Annotated in this window: 21 protein-coding genes; 13 read left to right on the top strand and 8 right to left on the bottom strand. The window is 37.9% G+C overall.

Features of this window, described 5'->3' with window-relative positions; translation table 11 throughout:
* Positions 1-55: 55 nt before the first annotated feature.
* Entirely contained in the window at positions 56-874 is an 819-nt protein-coding gene (locus ACXACQ_RS15930) for an SDR family NAD(P)-dependent oxidoreductase (RefSeq protein ID WP_474976957.1), read from the bottom strand.
* Between the two features lie 197 nt (positions 875-1071).
* Between ACXACQ_RS15930 and ACXACQ_RS15925 the strand changes: the two genes are divergently transcribed.
* Positions 1072-1932 carry a helix-turn-helix transcriptional regulator gene (locus ACXACQ_RS15925; RefSeq protein ID WP_474976956.1) on the top strand — a complete coding sequence of 287 codons (861 nt, stop codon included), beginning with the start codon at positions 1072-1074 and terminating at the stop codon, positions 1930-1932.
* 146 nt (positions 1933-2078) lie between these two features.
* Entirely contained in the window at positions 2079-2504 is a 426-nt protein-coding gene (locus tag ACXACQ_RS15920) for an ester cyclase (RefSeq protein WP_474976955.1), read from the top strand.
* A 118-nt stretch (positions 2505-2622) separates the two neighbouring features.
* On the opposite strand, the gene ACXACQ_RS15915 is transcribed toward ACXACQ_RS15920, so the two are convergent.
* From ACXACQ_RS15915 to ACXACQ_RS15890, 6 genes are all read right to left on the bottom strand, one after another.
* On the bottom strand, positions 2623-3108 hold the full coding sequence (locus tag ACXACQ_RS15915) for an SRPBCC domain-containing protein (RefSeq protein WP_474976954.1): 486 nt from the start codon (positions 3106-3108) through the stop codon (positions 2623-2625).
* Positions 3109-3279: 171 nt separating this feature from the next.
* Positions 3280-3885, bottom strand: a complete 606-nt coding sequence (locus tag ACXACQ_RS15910) for a TetR/AcrR family transcriptional regulator (RefSeq protein WP_474976953.1) — start codon at positions 3883-3885, stop codon at positions 3280-3282.
* Positions 3886-3953: 68 nt separating this feature from the next.
* Complete coding sequence (locus ACXACQ_RS15905) at positions 3954-4490, bottom strand: hypothetical protein (protein WP_474976952.1); 537 nt, start codon at positions 4488-4490, stop codon at positions 3954-3956.
* A 194-nt stretch (positions 4491-4684) separates the two neighbouring features.
* Entirely contained in the window at positions 4685-5617 is a 933-nt protein-coding gene (locus ACXACQ_RS15900; protein ID WP_474976951.1) for an alpha/beta hydrolase family protein, read from the bottom strand.
* A 50-nt stretch (positions 5618-5667) separates the two neighbouring features.
* On the bottom strand, positions 5668-6009 hold the full coding sequence (locus ACXACQ_RS15895; protein WP_474976950.1) for an EthD domain-containing protein: 342 nt from the start codon (positions 6007-6009) through the stop codon (positions 5668-5670).
* A 94-nt stretch (positions 6010-6103) separates the two neighbouring features.
* Entirely contained in the window at positions 6104-6679 is a 576-nt protein-coding gene (locus tag ACXACQ_RS15890; RefSeq protein ID WP_474976949.1) for a Crp/Fnr family transcriptional regulator, read from the bottom strand.
* 183 nt (positions 6680-6862) lie between these two features.
* On the opposite strand from ACXACQ_RS15890, the gene ACXACQ_RS15885 reads away from it, so the two are divergent.
* The 11 genes from ACXACQ_RS15885 to ACXACQ_RS15835 all read left to right on the top strand — a co-directional run bounded on the left by ACXACQ_RS15885 (position 6863) and on the right by ACXACQ_RS15835 (position 15819).
* Entirely contained in the window at positions 6863-7219 is a 357-nt protein-coding gene (locus tag ACXACQ_RS15885) for an EthD domain-containing protein (RefSeq protein ID WP_474976948.1), read from the top strand.
* A 252-nt stretch (positions 7220-7471) separates the two neighbouring features.
* A complete protein-coding gene (locus tag ACXACQ_RS15880) occupies positions 7472-8506 on the top strand; it encodes an SDR family NAD(P)-dependent oxidoreductase (RefSeq protein WP_474976947.1) in 1035 nt (344 codons plus the stop codon).
* A gap of 14 nt (positions 8507-8520) precedes the next feature.
* Positions 8521-9396, top strand: coding sequence for an SDR family oxidoreductase (locus ACXACQ_RS15875; RefSeq protein ID WP_474976946.1), 876 nt, complete (start codon positions 8521-8523; stop codon positions 9394-9396).
* A 68-nt stretch (positions 9397-9464) separates the two neighbouring features.
* Complete coding sequence (locus tag ACXACQ_RS15870; protein ID WP_474976945.1) at positions 9465-10286, top strand: helix-turn-helix domain-containing protein; 822 nt, start codon at positions 9465-9467, stop codon at positions 10284-10286.
* A 21-nt stretch (positions 10287-10307) separates the two neighbouring features.
* Positions 10308-11225 (top strand): helix-turn-helix domain-containing protein, encoded by a 918-nt coding sequence (locus ACXACQ_RS15865; RefSeq protein WP_474976944.1) that lies wholly within the window; start codon positions 10308-10310, stop codon positions 11223-11225.
* Positions 11226-11367: 142 nt separating this feature from the next.
* Positions 11368-12369 (top strand): aldo/keto reductase, encoded by a 1002-nt coding sequence (locus tag ACXACQ_RS15860; protein ID WP_474976943.1) that lies wholly within the window; start codon positions 11368-11370, stop codon positions 12367-12369.
* Positions 12370-13266, top strand: coding sequence for a helix-turn-helix domain-containing protein (locus ACXACQ_RS15855; RefSeq protein WP_474976942.1), 897 nt, complete (start codon positions 12370-12372; stop codon positions 13264-13266). It begins immediately after the preceding gene.
* A gap of 143 nt (positions 13267-13409) precedes the next feature.
* Entirely contained in the window at positions 13410-14147 is a 738-nt protein-coding gene (locus ACXACQ_RS15850; RefSeq protein ID WP_474976941.1) for an SDR family oxidoreductase, read from the top strand.
* A gap of 11 nt (positions 14148-14158) precedes the next feature.
* On the top strand, positions 14159-14641 hold the full coding sequence (locus tag ACXACQ_RS15845) for a DUF1097 domain-containing protein (protein ID WP_474976940.1): 483 nt from the start codon (positions 14159-14161) through the stop codon (positions 14639-14641).
* Between the two features lies 1 nt (position 14642).
* Positions 14643-15395: an SDR family oxidoreductase gene (locus ACXACQ_RS15840; RefSeq protein ID WP_474976939.1), complete on the top strand. Its 753-nt coding sequence runs from the start codon at positions 14643-14645 to the stop codon at positions 15393-15395.
* On the top strand, positions 15304-15819 hold the full coding sequence (locus ACXACQ_RS15835; protein ID WP_474976938.1) for a DoxX family protein: 516 nt from the start codon (positions 15304-15306) through the stop codon (positions 15817-15819). The genes ACXACQ_RS15840 and ACXACQ_RS15835 overlap by 92 nt, the downstream gene beginning before the upstream one ends.
* A gap of 163 nt (positions 15820-15982) precedes the next feature.
* Here ACXACQ_RS15835 and ACXACQ_RS15830 read toward each other — a convergent pair whose 3' ends face one another.
* A complete protein-coding gene (locus tag ACXACQ_RS15830; RefSeq protein WP_474976937.1) occupies positions 15983-16906 on the bottom strand; it encodes a PorP/SprF family type IX secretion system membrane protein in 924 nt (307 codons plus the stop codon).
* Between the last annotated feature and the right edge of the window lie 9 nt (positions 16907-16915).

Here is a 16915-nt window from a genome sequence, read left to right as displayed (position 1 = left end):
AGAAAACAAATCCACGAAATTGCAGATTCGTTTTCTAATACATACGTAATAGGTATTATTTGCCATGTGCTGTAAATGAAACTTCTTTCCAAGCATCCCATTCAGCCACACGCTGTTCATAGGCCTGGCTTACCCAAGGAAGTCCTACTTTACCCAGCAACAGACGTAATGGAGGATTTGCATTATCCACTAATGAAATGATAGCTTCGGTAGTGGCCTCTGGCACTCCTATAGTATCATCCGTTACCCGTGCAAAGAAATTTTTCCTTACTTCATCATATACTTCTAATGTATTAGATTGGGTGGATGAAGCTCCAGCCCAGTCGGTGGCGTATTGATTGGGCTCTACAAGCGTTACTTTTATACCAAAGCCAGAAACCTCTTCAGCCAATGATTCACTTAAACCTTCTACTGCAAATTTGGAAGCATTATAGAGACCAAGTATAGGCGCTGTAACTAATCCCAAAACACTAGACAATTGTATTATATGACCATGACCCTGCTCACGCATTACAGGAAGCACAGCTTGTGTAAGCCATAAGAGGCCGAAAAAATTTGTTTCCATCTGTGCCCTAGCTTCACTTTCTGAACTCTCTTCTATAGCTCCAAAAAGCCCAAAGCCTGCATTATTAATAAGCACATCGATACTGCCAAAATGCTCTTTAGCTTTACTCACTGCGGCAAAACCAGCCGCACGATCAGTTACATCCAGTTTTAATGGTAGAATGTTCTCTCCAAATTTTTCAACCAAGTCATTCAACTTGCTGGTATCTCTAGCTGTAGCAATCACTTTATCGCCTCTTTCTAAAAATGCGTTGGCCCAAAGTCGACCAAAACCACGTGCAGCTCCAGTTATAAAAATCGTTTTACTCATAATCTTTATTATTAATTGAGATACAAAACTAGGCAGGTCATTACCCTGTATTGTTATACATAAGTAGGGAGAGTTGTCACATTTTTACGGCCATTTAGCCTTGTCCTACACAGTGGCTTTGAGAATACTTCTTTGTAACGTTAATTTGCTCGATTCGAAAAAATTAAATGCTAAATTCACTGTTATAATTGTACTGCATGTGCAAAACACCACAAACATACGAACTGCCTGACCATTTCATCTGCAAAGATGATTATCAACCTCATGAGGTAATTATACGTCATCATAGCACCTCTCAGACTAGCCAAAAAAACAAAATAGTGCTTAACATGCACATGATCAATATATTAATTAGTGGCTCTAAAACAATATTGCACCCCTCTGGTATAGAAACCATCTCAGATCAAGAATTAGTACTACTCCCCCAAGGGCACATGCTTACTTCAGAAATTATTGCAGAGGATAAAAATTTCGAAAGTCTGGTTATCTATTTTGACAATGAAATCCTGACTCGTTTTCTTTTACAGTTTGAACTAACCGAAGCCAAAACAAACACTGTAGACATCATTTTTCGTAAGGACAATTTCCTATCTCAGTATACTTCTGCTTTACTATTGCTAACCCAACAGAAATCATTTCCTGCTGCCTTCAAGGAATTGAAACTTTATGAATTACTATACTATCTCGCAGAACGACAGCCCAATATATTATCCGTTTTTAGAAGCGCTACAAATATGCAACCGACACTTCGTATTCAAGAGGTTGTGCAGCAACATATCTGCAATGACATAACAGTGGAAGAATTAGCATTTTTATGCCACATGAGCCTTTCAAGTTTCAAGCGCAAATTTCATCAGCTCTACCACACCACTCCTAAGCAATGGCTCATCAGCAAAAAGCTTGAATTAGCCCACCAGTTGCTTAAACAACCCTCCAACACTCCTTCGAGCATTTACTTACAAGTAGGGTATCAAAACCATTCTAGTTTTACACAAGCGTTTAAGGCCCGCTACGGCTGTACCCCTTCAGCATATCATGCACAACATTTGGACGTTTAGCGATACTAACAGAACGTTTAGATCAAACTATTGCAGCAATACACTGCCTAGTTTTGAGGAATAAACATAAATAAAGTAATGGGCTAGCCTACCCTAAATAAGGCTTACCCTATAAGTTTATATTTAAACCTCATCTAAAATACATTATGAATTCATTATTAGAGCAAAACAAAGCCATTGTAAGGCGTTTCAACCAAGAAATTATAGAAAATGGCAATACAAGTATCACTCACCTGATTTTTGATCCGGAATTTATTAACCATTCAGCTCCCCTAGGTAGTGATAATGGGCCAGAGGGCATGCTACATACCTTTAATAAAATTTTACGTCCTGCTTTCACTAGTCTACGCGTAGCTATTTACGAACAGGTGGCAGAAGACAACATAGTAACTACTAGAAAAACAATCAGCGGCACTCATACCGGAGAATTACTAGGCATAAATCCCACAGGGATAAAAGTTAATATTGAAGTGATGGACATGGTAAAAATCAAAAATGGTAAATACTACGAACATTGGGGCATCAATACCTTTCCATCAATAATAGCCCAGCTAAAAGGTTACAAGAAATAGCGTATTAATAAAACCTTAACCACCAGTATCATCTCATTAAAAGTAGCGCAGTGTATTACTCAGCTTCAGTCAGTATAGATAACTGCACTCCTTTTCATTATACAAAATCATATCACTTTCAGCTACTAATTCCTGATTCACATTGTTCCTTTAAGCTTTGTAGCCATATTTGATGATAGTTGTACATTCTGTCGGGAAACAAAACCTTACCCAAACGACACATCCATCCATGTTGCGTTTCTTCAGTTATAACTTTACACCCATGCGGCATAGGAATTATTAACCATGCATGATACGCACGAATTCCAGTTCCTTTAGCTAACCATGCTATCCGCTGTAGAGGCAGGTACTCCTTTACCTGCGATTGAAGGTTATTGCCAAAAGTTTTCCATTTAAAAGCGGTATCTGCTTTTAGTACGCTTTCCTTCTGAGGGAATAACACCACATCAGCAGCATTGAAATACCACTCTGGCCATGTTGTAGCATTAACCAATAGTTCCCACACCTTTTGGGGAGAGGCATAGATTTCTATCTCATTATGCACAAATATCGGACTGTTTTCAGGTGTAAAAGCGGCAGGGAAATTAATTTTATCAGTTTTCATTTTTTATCTTTTTCATACTAAGCATGGTAATTATGTCCAGCTCACCAATCAACACCAAGCGGTCTTCTACTCTACAGTGTGTAGCATAAAAATGAACGCTGTTCATTTTTAACGCACAGGTTTGAGCGACTAATACAGCTTAGTTGTTCGTTTAAAATCTAATGTAAAGTGTTATGATTTAAGGGTAGTTAAAAACTGCCTTATTGATTGTTGTAAGTAATCCTGATCCGGATCACCAAATGGAAGTAAGTGTTTTTTAAGGTATAGGCAAGACAACCCATGTAAGAAACTCCAAATATGCAATGACGCAGTCTCTGCATTATCATATTTTAAAAGCTTTTGATCAATACAGGTCTGAATACTTTCCACTAGTATATCAAATGCTCCTAATCCATTCTCCCAGCATTCATCTTCCATGCCTACATCACTTGGCTTAGAGCTGATGAGCATTAGGTCGTAATATTCAGGATTTTTCAAGGCGAAATCAATATAAGCAATCATAATCTGTTCTAGATTAACCAAGGGGTCATTACCCTGACTGACAGAACGAAAATTTTTGATCATTTTATTAAACCCCTCTTCCATAATAGTTTGGATCAACTCTGCCTTATTCTTATAGTAGAGGTACATGGTGCCTACAGCGTATTCCATCCGCTGAGCAACAGCCCTTATAGATAGATTATCAAAGCCTTCCTTCAGATACATTTCTGTAGCTGTATTTAGAATGGCCTGTTTCATGTCTTTCTTTTCGCGCTTTTTCTTCGCTTTTACTCCCATGTTAGCTTAGTTACTTGCCATAAAAATAATGAACAATATCTTTTTCTTCAATCTTACTCTCAATCAGCTCATGCCATTTTAAATTTCTTTTCTATATCTCTAGCAAAGGCCTCTCCTTCTTTTTTTAAATGTCGTTTCAGAAAATATCCATTCAATCCATTAAACCATGAACCAATTTTCAAAAACATATTGGGAAAATCAACTCCTATTAAACAAACCAACTCGGAAGTAGAGTCCGTTACTGGCACCACTTGCATTTCCCAAGGTACACCTACCACTGCCGGAATCCACCTCCAGATATAGGCATATGTTTTTGGTGAATAAAACTGCACATGTAAAGGTGTGTGATATTTCAATTCATAATGCTGTACCAGTGTTTCATTACCTACATTTTCTACATTCATGGTATAAAACACACCATCTCTAAAAGTGCTCCCCATGGCTTTGTGTGCCTTGGAGTATGAAGTATAATCATCATCAGACATGCTGGTTACCCAATTATACATATCTATCTGATTGACGGGTAAGTTAATAGGAAAGCGCGCACAAAACCGAGTACTATATTTGCTGTCAGTTGTTTTTTGATTGGAAATTGATGATTTCATAACCATTACATTGTTTTGTTTTACAATTATTTATAAAGCAAATATGAGCCGAAGTGCAGACGTATTTCATTGACTTTGGTTAAGAAATAAATAGATCGGCTTTAAATCTCATGTAGCTATTAATGTGCATTTTTTATAAAAAAAGACACATCAACATAATGATGTGTCTTTCACTTTTAGGGATAACCAAGCCACTATTTATTCTGTATAATTGCCATTTTCGGGTTAACCTTTTCACTTACAGCTTCCCAGCTTCCATCATTATACAAAATGTCTTTCAGGTAGGCTGCACTTAGTTCGGCTACCAATGCAACTTTTTCAGGATCCTCATCAGTAGTGGCTGCGGCATCGTAACCAATGATGCCGCCTAAATAATGCCCGCAGCCAATCATCTGTACCAATGCTTTTGGAGAGGGACTCAACAGATAAGGGTCCGCATGCCACTCCGCACCACGATGTGTTAACTCCGGTGAATGGTCTTCATCTCCATAAAACACGAGGGCCGGCATTTTCATAGTAGAGAAATTGATACTGGTATAAAAAGGAAATGTACTTTTCACATATTCACTGAGGTTGGCTCCACCCCCACCTAGAGATGACATAATTATACCACCTTTAACTCTAGAATCTCTTAGGTTAATGATTTCATTAGTATCGAGACTGGTTTGCTCAGCACCCAACAGCATAGCCACTGTATGTGAACCCAATGATACTCCTGCTGCAGTTATATTATTCCTATCCAATACACCAGCACTTGCAGGTAAATTATCTTCAATCAAATCGAGGTTATCCAATATCATTTTCATATCCTCTACTCTCGACTCCCAAAATAATGGCCACCCTGGTTGCTCCTTCGGTAGTTTTAATGTTCTAGAATTAAGATGTGTGGGCTGAATAATAGCAAAACCTAACGATGCCCAATGATCCATCAGTGGTAGATTTCCATTTAACGAGGTCAAATTATTGGAATTCACATGTCCATGGGATAACAAGATAACCGGGTGGTTATCTCCTTGGGCAGGCATAGAAACGCGCAGTTGAAGGTTGACTACACGATTGGGGGCTGGTATAGTAATCGGACTGATCGATAACACCTGCATTGGGGCTTTTAATCTATTTTCTATCATTGTAAAATATTGATTATTAATAAATTGCAATAAATTCATCATTATAGAGGCTAAAATATTTTATGATGGACCGAAATAAGAACGGCACAATTATTCATATCCAACAGTATCTTTTCTGCGGGCCTTACCTTTTCTAAGTATTCTGAGGAGGTGAAAACACTAAACATTGCAGCTGCATTTTCAAACCATAACTCAGCAATAGCATCATAAAAAGGTACTGGAATGCCGGGCATAGCTATGGGCAATGAATGATATTGGTCATACGAAATCACTGATTTTTTCACAACAGATAGTGCGCTGAACTGCATTGCGTGCTCATGCTTATAACTCCAGAGGAAATCTTCATGACTAAGGTGTTGATGCCGTTTTAAAAGAATAGTAAGTTTAATCATATCTAGTGGTTGCGAGCAGGGTTAATTTTAATTTTACCCGCAGGGCAAAATTTCAACTATCATAGTGCTCACAACGTTGACTTTGGTTAAGAAATTAACGCCTCAATAGCCGTTTCCTTAACCTGCTAAGTGATTCGGGCTTCACTCCTAAATAGGAAGAAATATGAAACTGCGATACTTGGTTGAATAAATTAGGAGATTTATTAAGTAGATATTGATAACGATCTTCAGGAGATAGGAACAGTAACATTTCAACCCTCTCATTAGCAGTTTTGTATACATTTTCCGCCATCAATCTTCCAAAATGTTCCCAAGCAGAACAGGTTTTATAAAGACCATGTACATCTTCATACTTAATAGCCAAAACCTCCGAATCTTGCATGGCTTGCCAATAGTAGTTAGATGGTGTTTGAGATAGAAAACTACTAAAATCCACAAAAAAATGCTGTTCATCTACAAATCGGCAATTGATCTCATTGCCTTTATGGTCTACATAAAACATGCGCATTAAACCTTTCTTCAAAAAGAATACATGCTTACACACTTCTCTCTCGCTTAAAAGATTATCGTGTTTTTTAACCTTCATATCAACCAAATATGGTATCACGAGGTCAAAATCACTATCAGAAATCCCTGATACTGATTGTACCGCTGCTTTAAATTGCTCCATGAATGCAAACATACAAAATGAACACTGTTCATTTTTATAAATCTACAATTGATTTCTACCTAAAAAGCAGACTCTTATTTCCAACCAAATTTTTCAAATAAACATACCTCCCATTTCTTTTCTTAACCAAAGTCAATGATTTAACGATCTGTTTGTGAAGAGCTTTGTAGCATCAAAAAACAAATGAAATTTATAGTCATGATAAAACTAAGCATCTTACTCGCCAAGAAAAATGAACTAACGCATGAACAGTTTGTGCACTATCACAAGACCAATCACGCAGATTTATTTTCTTCTATTCCGGTGGTTAAACAGCATGTTAAAAAATACGTACAATGTCACTCTTTAACTAAAAACCCAGATGGCCTACCAGCCCCTGCCTATGATGGAATAACTGAAATTTGGTTGGAAGACATGGATGCTCTTTACACAGTCTTTACTGATGAGAAATACCTTGAAATCATACGACCTGATGAAGAGAAATTTATAGACATTCACAAATGTAGCTTTCTTATCTCCGTAGAAAATGAGGTGATATAATTTAAACTGCAATATTTTAAAGGCTTCGAAGTATCATGAGATACATCGGAGCTCTTAAAATTCGTAATACAAGACCACCCCACTCCCCTCTTACTTTTACCCCCACACAGCTGTATCATTAGAAATACTTACAAAAGCAGCTGACTGTTGTGGTCTTTAAAACAAAGCAAAATGGGCCTTTTAAGCAAAGTTGCCCGTATCGAATCCACATACTTTTGTCTCCACAACAAATATGTATTAAAATAAAAATCAATGAGACAAAATAATTATGATGGAGCATTACAGCACCCCATAGGTTCGGGGTTTGATGTAGCTTCCACAGCAAGTGATGTTATTAAAGACATAGATCTTTCCGGAAAAACAGCTATTGTCACTGGTGGTTATGCCGGTATAGGTTTAGAAACAGTGAAGGCCTTTGTGGATGCAGGAGCACATGTAATTGTACCTGCGCGAAATCTCGAAAAAGCAAAACAAAACCTGGCAGGCATAGACAATGTAGAAATAGAAAGCATGGACCTGATGGATCCGGATACTATTCATGCATTTGCCCAAAATTTTCTAGATTCTGACAGGTCATTAGAATTACTTATAAACAATGCAGGAATTATGTGGGTGCCACTACAAAGAGATGCACGTGGCTACGAATCGCAACTTTCCACCAATCATTTGGGGCATTTTCAGCTCACTGCATTACTTTGGCCTGCTTTGGTCAAAGCCAAAAGAGCACGTGTAGTAAATGTTTCTTCATGGGGGCACCATTATTCTCCATTCAACTTTGAGGACCCAAATTTCACACAACGAACATATGAGACGCTTCTAGGTTACGGCCAATCAAAAACAGCGAATATCCTGTTTACCACAGAACTCGACAAAAGAGGTAGACGCTTTGGTGTACAGTCATTTTCATTACACCCAGGAGCTATAGCTGATACTGACCTGAAGAGACATTTGACAAATGAAGAACTCCAAAACCTGGGGGTATTTGACTCCAACAATAAAGTTATACACGACCCAGAAAAAGGTTTAAAAAATTTACAACAAGGTGCATCTACAACGGTATGGTGTGCCACTAGCCCGCAACTTGATCAGCTAAGTGGCGTATATTGTGAAAACACAGACATAGCCTTAGTCGATAAGCAAGCTAATAAAGATCAGGGAGATTTTGCTGAGCGCATGAAGGATATACGTCAATTAATAGGCGTAGCAGACTTTGCGCTCAATGAAGCTTATGCTAAGCAGCTCTGGACTCTGAGCGAAAAATTAACTGAAGTTTCTTTTAACATCTAAAGGATACTAGGAATATGTCAAACAATAAAAATATACTCATTACCGGAGCTGGTGGTGGTTTTGGAATGCTTACCGCAGCAAAATTATTAAAAGACGGTCACCAAGTGGCGGCTTCGTTAAGAGACATACACAACAGAAACAAGGACAAAGCCAATGAACTTCAAGCCTTAGGTGCACATGTAGTTGAAATTGATGTAACAGAAGATGCAAGTGTAGAGGCCGGTGTGCATGAGGTCATCGATGTATTTGGTGAAATAGATGTCCTCATTAATAATGCTGGGTTGGGGACTTTGGGCATTCAAGAAGCTTACACACCCGAAGACTGGAAGAAAATATTTGAGATCAATGTTTTTGGAGTACAGAGAATGACCAGAGCGGTACTTCCACATATGAAAAAACAGAAAAATGGACTTTTAATATTAATATCCAGCCTTACCGCTAGGCTAAGCGTACCCTTTCAGGGACCTTACGGTCCTTCAAAATGGGCAGCCGAAGCATTAGCAGAAAGTTATCGGATAGAAATATCTCAGCTCGGCATTGAATCATGTATTGTAGAGCCAGGAGGATTTCCTACAGCCTTTATTCATTCGCTCACTCAGCCTAGTGACAAATCTAGGCTAAAAGATTATGGTCCTGTAGCCCAAATGCCTGAGGGTTTTCTTGCTTCATTTGAAGAGGTATTTGCTGCTAACCCTGATCAAAGCCCGATAAAAGTGGCAGAAGCCATTAGCACATTGATTAATACTCCACATGGCCGAAGGCCTATAAGAACTATTGTAGATCATATGGGGCTGGGCAACATAGTAGCCCCTAATAATGAACTTTTGGAACAGTCCAACAAGCAAGTATATGGTAATTTCGAAATTGATGAATTGTTAAAAGTTAAATAACTGTAACACGGAATCATATTGGGGCGCCCACGGTTACCCCAATATGATTTTCAATTACACATCTTTCTATGGCAGAGACACAACAAAACAAGTATGCTGAAATCGTACTCTCTTGTATTGAGGATAAATACTTTAAAGACGAAATCGTCCTGAAAAACCATTCCTTCGTACGTATAATTTCTGGTGAAATGAGAGTAATTCAGGCTGATAGCACTTATACTTTTGGCCCCGGAGATATGCTATTGTTTCCCCGAAACCAACTTAGTACACTGATAAAATATCCGAAAGATGGAGAACTATACAGGTCAGTAGTAATGACATTAACCAAAGAAAGATTAAAGCAGTTTTACACAAAAAAACAATGTTCTATTACCAGAAAGCCTCCCTCACAAAGAATTAAACCTTTTTCCGCACACCCCCTTTTGGAGAGTTTTTTCGCTTCACTAATGCCCTACTTTAAACTTGAAAATAAATTACCCGAAAACCTTTTAAGTATTAAAATAGAGGAGGCTATATCCATATTGCGCAGCATAGACCCTAGCATTGATAGCATCCTTTCTGATTTTTCTGAACCTGGCAAGATCAACCTTCCTGATTTTATGGAAGAAAACTTCATGTTTAATATGAATTTAGAAAAATTCGCTTATTTAACAGGAAGAAGCCTCACTACCTTTAAACGAGACTTTAAAAAAGCTTTTAATATGACTCCTCAAAAATGGATTACACAAAGAAGATTAGAGCTGGCCTACCATCAGCTTACTAATAATGGTAGAAAACCTGTAGATGTATATTTGGAAACAGGTTTTGAAAATTTATCTCATTTCTCTTACGCCTTTAAAAAACAATATGGGCATGCACCTACAGAGATAAAAGGAAACAACACATTTTAAGGGAATAATTAACTATTTATATTGAAAACGGAAGACACTACAGAAACAGGTTCATTGCGTGAATTGTACCATCATTTGGGGCTTACTCTTGAAGCAGATTCTACGGAAGGATTTACTATTCATAATTTAAAAGAAACGGGATTTGATCTCCCTTATCAATCTCCATCTTTTCGGCCTAATTATTTTTCTTTCTTATTTGTGAAAGACGGACGCGGAGAATACTCCATAGACAATTTGCACTTTGAGGTAAAAGCACATTCCATCTATTTTACTAATCCCAGCAACTACCGAACCTTTAGCTGGGAGATCATAGAAGATATTTACCTCATTACTTTTGATGAATTTTTCTTAACCAAATACCTGGGGCATCAGGTATTTGAAGAGTTCCCATTTCTACTCACAGAAACGATTAGTCCAAAAGTTATCACCACAGAGTTTTTTACTATAGCGGATCGACTATATCAGGATATTTATACTGAATATATAACGCATAATAACGATAAATATAGAATAATAGCTCACTTGCTAGCAGTATTATTATATCGTATTAAGGACTATTTCTGGAAAGACTACGATCCCATATATGAAGGTAACCGAAGCTCTCAAATAGTAAAAGAATTCAAAAAATTGCTAGACAAACACTATAGAGATATCCATGCAGGCAAAACAGAAGACATTTTTCGAGTACAAGATTATGCTGATGCCCAGCACCTTAACCCTAATTACCTAAGCAATGTAATAAAAAGCAAAACAGGGAAGCCCATTACTGCATGGATCACGGAGAAAAATATCACCGAGGCTAAGCTTTTGCTGAAGAAAACAAAATTATCAGTAAAAGAAATAAGTTATCGATTAGGTTTTGCTGAAACGGCTCATTTCAGCAATTATTTTAAAAAGAACACATCACTAAGTCCTGTTGAATTTCGCCAGCAGGATTAATAAGTAATGATATTTAAATCCGCCCGATAGATCTTCCTTCAATAATTGCATCAACTTCTAGAATTTGAATACACCCTTCCCGAATATAGATACTTTTAAGACTATGACCATTTCTAATTTAGCGCAACCAAAAAAGTAAAATATGAAAAAAGTTAAATTAGGAAATGAAGGACTATTAGTACCTGAATTAGGACTTGGCTGCATGGGCATGACGGGTTTTCATGGCGCAGACATGTATGGAAAAGCTACTGAAGCCGAAGCTATAAGTACAATTCATCGTTCATTTGAGTTAGGAGGCAACTTCCTGGATACTGCCGACCTTTATGGTCCGTTTATTAACGAACAATTAGTAGGAAAGGCTGTTAGGAGCAATCGTCATCAGTATATAATTGCTACAAAATTTGGGCATGAACTCTTAGAAGATGGTACTGCCACATGGAATATTAACGGCACAAAATCTTATGTAAAAACGGCCGTAGAGCGTTCACTAAAAAATTTAGGAACAGATTATATAGACCTCTATTACCTGCACCGTTTAGACAAAAACACTCCTATTGAAGAAACTATAGCAGCCATGGGCAAACTAGTTGAAGAAGGCAAGTTAAGGTACATTGGTCTATCTGAAGTTTCTTCTGATACTATTCGCAAAGCTCATAGTGTACACCCTCTTACTGCGGTACAGAGTGAGTATTCATTATTTGAACGCAAAGTAGAAGAGTATGGCGTGTTACAGACATTGCAAGAATTAGCTATTGGTTTTGTCGGATATTCACCACTAGGCAGAGGTTTTCTATCTGGAAAATTTCGCTCACCAGATGATTTTCCGGAAAATGACTTCAGACGAACCACACCGCGCTTTCAAGGAGATCAATTTTATAAGAATATTGAACTACTAGAAGCTATTGAAAGTATAGCAACACAAAAAGGGATAACTACCTCGCAACTGGCCTTGGCTTGGGTACGCTCCAAGGGAGTCATTGCAATTCCTGGCACAAAAAGAATTAAATACGTAGAACAAAATATAGATTCTACCAATGTACCCCTTACCAGTGAAGATTTATCTACGTTGGAGAGTATCATTCCTTTAGGCACGGACACCGGTAATCCTTATGATGAGTTTGGTATGGCCATGAATGATTATTAAATGAACATAATAACCTCTATATCTGAATTTCACCGTTTACTAGGTATTGCGCCTCCATTTCATCCATTAGTAAGCGTTATAGACCTAACGCATGTAAAGGTGCATTTTGATGAGCATTGGAGAAAATTCCATTCTCATTATTATTGTATAGGCCTAAAAAAGGGAGTGACTTGTGCTATAAAGTACGGACAGCATTATTATGATTTTGACAAAGGCATCATGAGTTTTACCGCTCCATTTCAAATTCAATCACTAGAACCAAAACAAATGGAACAAACCAATGGCTTTATATTGCTGTTTCATCCTGACCTACTTATAAAGCACCCCCTTGCCAATTCTATAAAAAGATATGGCTTCTTCCAGTATGTAGTACATGAGGCGCTACACCTTTCGGAAAAAGAGGAAAAAAATATGGTTGATCTACTGCATAGAATAAATGATGAAATTTCACATATAGATGGACACACCTGTGAAATTGTCATTTCTCATATAGACTTATTGCTTACCTACGCCAAACGTTTCTATAACAGGCAATTCATAACAAGAAAAAAAGTGAATCACGATATGCTGGATAAGTTCCGGCATATCGTTTACGAATACTTGGAAAACGGAAATCCGCTCGAAAATGGTCTGCTCACTGTTCAATATATTGCAAACGAACTTAACCTGTCACCCAGTTATCTTAGCGATATGCTTCGTATTCATACAGGAGAAAATGCCCAGCAACACCTTCAGCATTTAATAATCGATAAAGCAAAGGAACTACTGGGCACCACCATGATGTCTGTAAGCGAAATAGCTTACTATTTAGGTTTTCAATACCCGCAATCGTTCAATAAGCTATTCAAATCCAAAACACAATCCACTCCACTTCAATTTAGGAGTAGCTTGAATTAACCTTTTCCTGCCTTATCTCCCCCCGAGCTTCACTTCTAAGGTTATACCTGTACAATTTGCAACACATGCTGTAATATCCGCAAGAATCCTCCCCTCTCCTCCTTCTACTTTTGTATTGTAATTATTAATAAACAAAAGTAAAAATGGAAAATCTAAAAGGAAAAGTTGCCCTTGTAACTGGAGCTTCAAAAGGAATAGGCGCTGATATGGCTCTTAAACTAGCTAAAGCTGGTGCGTCCGTGGCCGTAAATTATGCAGGAAGCAAAAATGCCGCAGAAGAAGTGGCAAACACTATAATTAGTAGTGGAGGTAAAGCCATAGCCATCCAAGCGGATGTAAGCCAACCGGCACAAATAAAAACGCTTTTCGATAAAGTAATTGAACATTTTGGAAAGGTTGATGTACTTGTGAATAACGCAGGTATAATGATCACCAAACCTATAAAGGAAACCACTGATGATGATTTCACCCGTCAGTTCGATATTAATGTAAGAGGAGTTTTTAATGCCCTACGCGAAGCTGCTGAAAAGCTCAATGATGGCGGAAGCATTATCAATATCTCTACCACCGTAAATCGATTAATGCTGCCTACTTATGGAACTTATGTAGCCACTAAATCTGCAGTAGAGCAACTCACTCGTGTATTTTCGAAAGAAATAGGTCGCGGTATCAATGTAAACTCAGTATCTCCAGGGCCCACAAATACAGAATTATTCATGAAAGGAAAACCACAACAAGTAGTAGATCACTTGGCATCACTTAACCCATTTGGTCGGATTGGCGAGCCGGATGACATCTCTAAAGTATTGGTATTTCTTGCCAGCGATGATGCCAAGTGGATCAATGCTCAAAACATAGGTACAAACGGGGGAATGGCATAAACAAAAAAAACATGAAAACACTATTCACAGCCCTAATCATGGGACTTTGCGGAGCTATTGCAGTATCAATTTCATTCGCAGCAGGCTGGCCTACATGGGTAATGTTTCTGGCCTGGGTAAGCTACTACATCTTTGGTAAAAGCATACGCGCAGCTGTAACGAGCCTATCTCAAATTACTGCCGGCATTGCTATGGGTATATGTATTAGTCTGGTGGCCAAAAATATAACACCTGTACTTGGGGCATTGGGCTTCCCTTTTACTGTATTTATCCTTATAGGTTCTTTGGCCTATTTATCAAAAATTAAAGGTCTCGGCAACATTCCAGCATGGTTCATAGGTCTCATTATATTTTTTGGTATACATCCGGAAATAAAGCTAATGCCCATTATGGAATTGGTTACACCAATTATAGCAGGTTTTGTATTCGCCTCTATAAATGACTACGGCATAAGATTAATTCACATAAATAATAATCAAGAAACTATTCAGTAATATGAATTCACTACACAATAAAACAGCAATTATAACAGGTTCAGGAAGAGGTCTTGGGAAGGCTATAGCAGAACGATATGCTGCTCTTGGAGCTAATATAGTACTCAACTACTCTAGAGACAAATCTTCTGCCGATGAGGTAGAATCAATCATCAAAGCTATGGGAGCTCAGGTGATATCGGTAAAGGCCGATGTTAGTAAAGTAAAGGATATAGAATTCCTTTTTGAAAGTGCCATTAATAAATTTGGCAAAATAGATATTGTGGTAGCCAATGCCGGTATTGAAATGGTAGAAACGCCAGTGGTTGATTTTACTGAAGAACAATATGACAGGTTATTTTCAATTAATACCAAAGGGGCATATTTCACCATGCAACTGGCAGCAAAGCATGTACAAAACAATGGACGAATTATATATATAGCCTCCAGTACCACGGCTTTTCCAGTGCCAGGTATGTCCATATATGGTGGTAGTAAAACTACTCCTCGTTATATGGTAGATGTATTGTCTAAAGAAATTGGCAATAAAGGTATCACAGTAAATAGTATCATTCCTTTTGCTGTAGATCACTCAGGCATATTCGCTGATCCTAAATCTTATCCCGAACTCCGTGAATCGTTAATAAACAGCTGTCCGATGGGCAGGTTGGCTGAAGTGGAAGATGTCGCTAATGTTGCTGAGTTTTTTGCCAGTGAGATGTCTTCTTTTGTTAATGGACAACATTTGTTGGTCAATGGAGGGGCAACCCAATAATAAGATGGGCCTATTGTCATCAAATCATGTTAACCTTCATCTGCTTATTTTAAGACTGTGCATTGGAGGAATGCTCTTTTTAAATCATGGGGTAGAGAAAATGACGAATTATAAAGAAATGCTAGTTTGGTTTCCCGATCCTTTTCATATCGGCAACAAATTGGGGTTCATTTTCGCGTCCGGTGCTGATATTATTGGCAGCATATTTTTGATCATTGGATTCAAAAGTAAATTAGCAAGCCTATACATCATGATAAATTTACTTATAGCCCTCATATTTATCCATAAACTGCACCTTACCAACATACATACTGAACTTATTATACTCTATTTCATAAGTTTAAGTTTTGTTATACGCCATGGAGCGGGCAAGTTCAGTATAGATTATTTTCTTTCAACAAACCTTCCATTGAAGCAGTCATAAAATCACTATGATGATTAAATAAGTATCCCCTTACTCACAAGTACAATGTTATGCTTGTAAGTAAGGGGATTTATGAAAAACATTTTCAAACTCTGCGACACAAACCTAAAGTGCTGTGCCTTATGCGTAACCAGTAATTCTATGGTTCAAGACCGTTTCATTTCTAAAAATACCGAGGCGACAACACCTTTGTTTTCTCAGTGGCAAACCTATAACTCAACATCAACTCATGAGACCCGGAATTAACTCTTCGTAAGTCTGTGGTAGTAGCAAAATCATAGGAATAACCAATACTGAAATGTTCCTTAATATTTAGCTGAAACAATGCATCAAAAGAATCAAAACTACGATAAGAGACACCAAGCCAAACCAATTCATCAATTAGAAAATTAGCATTAATATCAAACTCGGCTGGTGCACCAGAAACATATTTAGCTAAGAAATTAGGTTTAAATTTCAATCTTGGATTTAGATCAAATACATATCCTGCATTAATAAAATAATGACGATCCTGACGTGAATCGGAATCAGCATTATCTTTGTCTACTTCGTTTTCTACTAACTGCGGCACGGATATGCCTGAATAAAAACGGGAGGTAGAATAATATATACCTGCACCAAAATTAGGGCTAGTCTCTGCAATGTCACCACTACCAAACGTGGGATCACTGGCCAACCCTAGCTCACTATATTCAGCTCTATAGGTACTGATACCACCCTGAACAGCCATAGACAGCTTACCTTCATTGGGCATTGGAATGCGGTAAGCATAAATTCCATACACTCCAAACTGATGGGTGACACCTATTTTATCGTTAATAGCTAATAACCCTAGTGATACACGTTCATTAGATAGCGGACCATGAGCTGAAAAAGTCTGAGTACTGGGAGCACCCTCTAAGCCAACCCACTGCTCACGTGCCAATGCGGTAAGGCTTAGAGACTCTTGGCTGCCTGCATAGGCCGGGTTTATGGCTAACCCGTTAAACATATATTGAGTATACATTACCTGCTGTTGGCCTTGTACAGAAGCCCCGCTTATAATTAACACCAATAGTAGGATATATTTTATCTGTGCGATTTTCATATCTTCTTA

The sequence above is a fragment of the Fulvivirga sp. AWR4_260 genome, from assembly GCF_056158185.1.
This window is presented reverse-complemented; position numbering and strand designations above follow the sequence as displayed.

Excerpts from the sequence above, each read along its gene's own strand:
- ACXACQ_RS15930 (WP_474976957.1), bottom strand. The coding sequence starts at position 874 with ATGAGTAAAACGATTTTTATAACTGGAGCTGCACGTGGTTTTGGTCGA.
- ACXACQ_RS15925 (WP_474976956.1), top strand. The coding sequence starts at position 1,072 with ATGTGCAAAACACCACAAACATACGAACTGCCTGACCATTTCATCTGC.
- ACXACQ_RS15920 (WP_474976955.1), top strand. The coding sequence starts at position 2,079 with ATGAATTCATTATTAGAGCAAAACAAAGCCATTGTAAGGCGTTTCAAC.
- ACXACQ_RS15915 (WP_474976954.1), bottom strand. The coding sequence starts at position 3,108 with ATGAAAACTGATAAAATTAATTTCCCTGCCGCTTTTACACCTGAAAAC.
- ACXACQ_RS15910 (WP_474976953.1), bottom strand. The coding sequence starts at position 3,885 with ATGGGAGTAAAAGCGAAGAAAAAGCGCGAAAAGAAAGACATGAAACAG.
- ACXACQ_RS15905 (WP_474976952.1), bottom strand. The coding sequence starts at position 4,490 with ATGAAATCATCAATTTCCAATCAAAAAACAACTGACAGCAAATATAGT.
- ACXACQ_RS15900 (WP_474976951.1), bottom strand. The coding sequence starts at position 5,617 with ATGATAGAAAATAGATTAAAAGCCCCAATGCAGGTGTTATCGATCAGT.
- ACXACQ_RS15895 (WP_474976950.1), bottom strand. The coding sequence starts at position 6,009 with ATGATTAAACTTACTATTCTTTTAAAACGGCATCAACACCTTAGTCAT.
- ACXACQ_RS15890 (WP_474976949.1), bottom strand. The coding sequence starts at position 6,679 with ATGGAGCAATTTAAAGCAGCGGTACAATCAGTATCAGGGATTTCTGAT.
- ACXACQ_RS15885 (WP_474976948.1), top strand. The coding sequence starts at position 6,863 with ATGAAATTTATAGTCATGATAAAACTAAGCATCTTACTCGCCAAGAAA.
- ACXACQ_RS15880 (WP_474976947.1), top strand. The coding sequence starts at position 7,472 with ATGAGACAAAATAATTATGATGGAGCATTACAGCACCCCATAGGTTCG.
- ACXACQ_RS15875 (WP_474976946.1), top strand. The coding sequence starts at position 8,521 with ATGTCAAACAATAAAAATATACTCATTACCGGAGCTGGTGGTGGTTTT.
- ACXACQ_RS15870 (WP_474976945.1), top strand. The coding sequence starts at position 9,465 with ATGGCAGAGACACAACAAAACAAGTATGCTGAAATCGTACTCTCTTGT.
- ACXACQ_RS15860 (WP_474976943.1), top strand. The coding sequence starts at position 11,368 with ATGAAAAAAGTTAAATTAGGAAATGAAGGACTATTAGTACCTGAATTA.
- ACXACQ_RS15855 (WP_474976942.1), top strand. The coding sequence starts at position 12,370 with ATGAACATAATAACCTCTATATCTGAATTTCACCGTTTACTAGGTATT.
- ACXACQ_RS15850 (WP_474976941.1), top strand. The coding sequence starts at position 13,410 with ATGGAAAATCTAAAAGGAAAAGTTGCCCTTGTAACTGGAGCTTCAAAA.
- ACXACQ_RS15845 (WP_474976940.1), top strand. The coding sequence starts at position 14,159 with ATGAAAACACTATTCACAGCCCTAATCATGGGACTTTGCGGAGCTATT.
- ACXACQ_RS15840 (WP_474976939.1), top strand. The coding sequence starts at position 14,643 with ATGAATTCACTACACAATAAAACAGCAATTATAACAGGTTCAGGAAGA.
- ACXACQ_RS15835 (WP_474976938.1), top strand. The coding sequence starts at position 15,304 with ATGTCGCTAATGTTGCTGAGTTTTTTGCCAGTGAGATGTCTTCTTTTG.
- ACXACQ_RS15830 (WP_474976937.1), bottom strand. The coding sequence starts at position 16,906 with ATGAAAATCGCACAGATAAAATATATCCTACTATTGGTGTTAATTATA.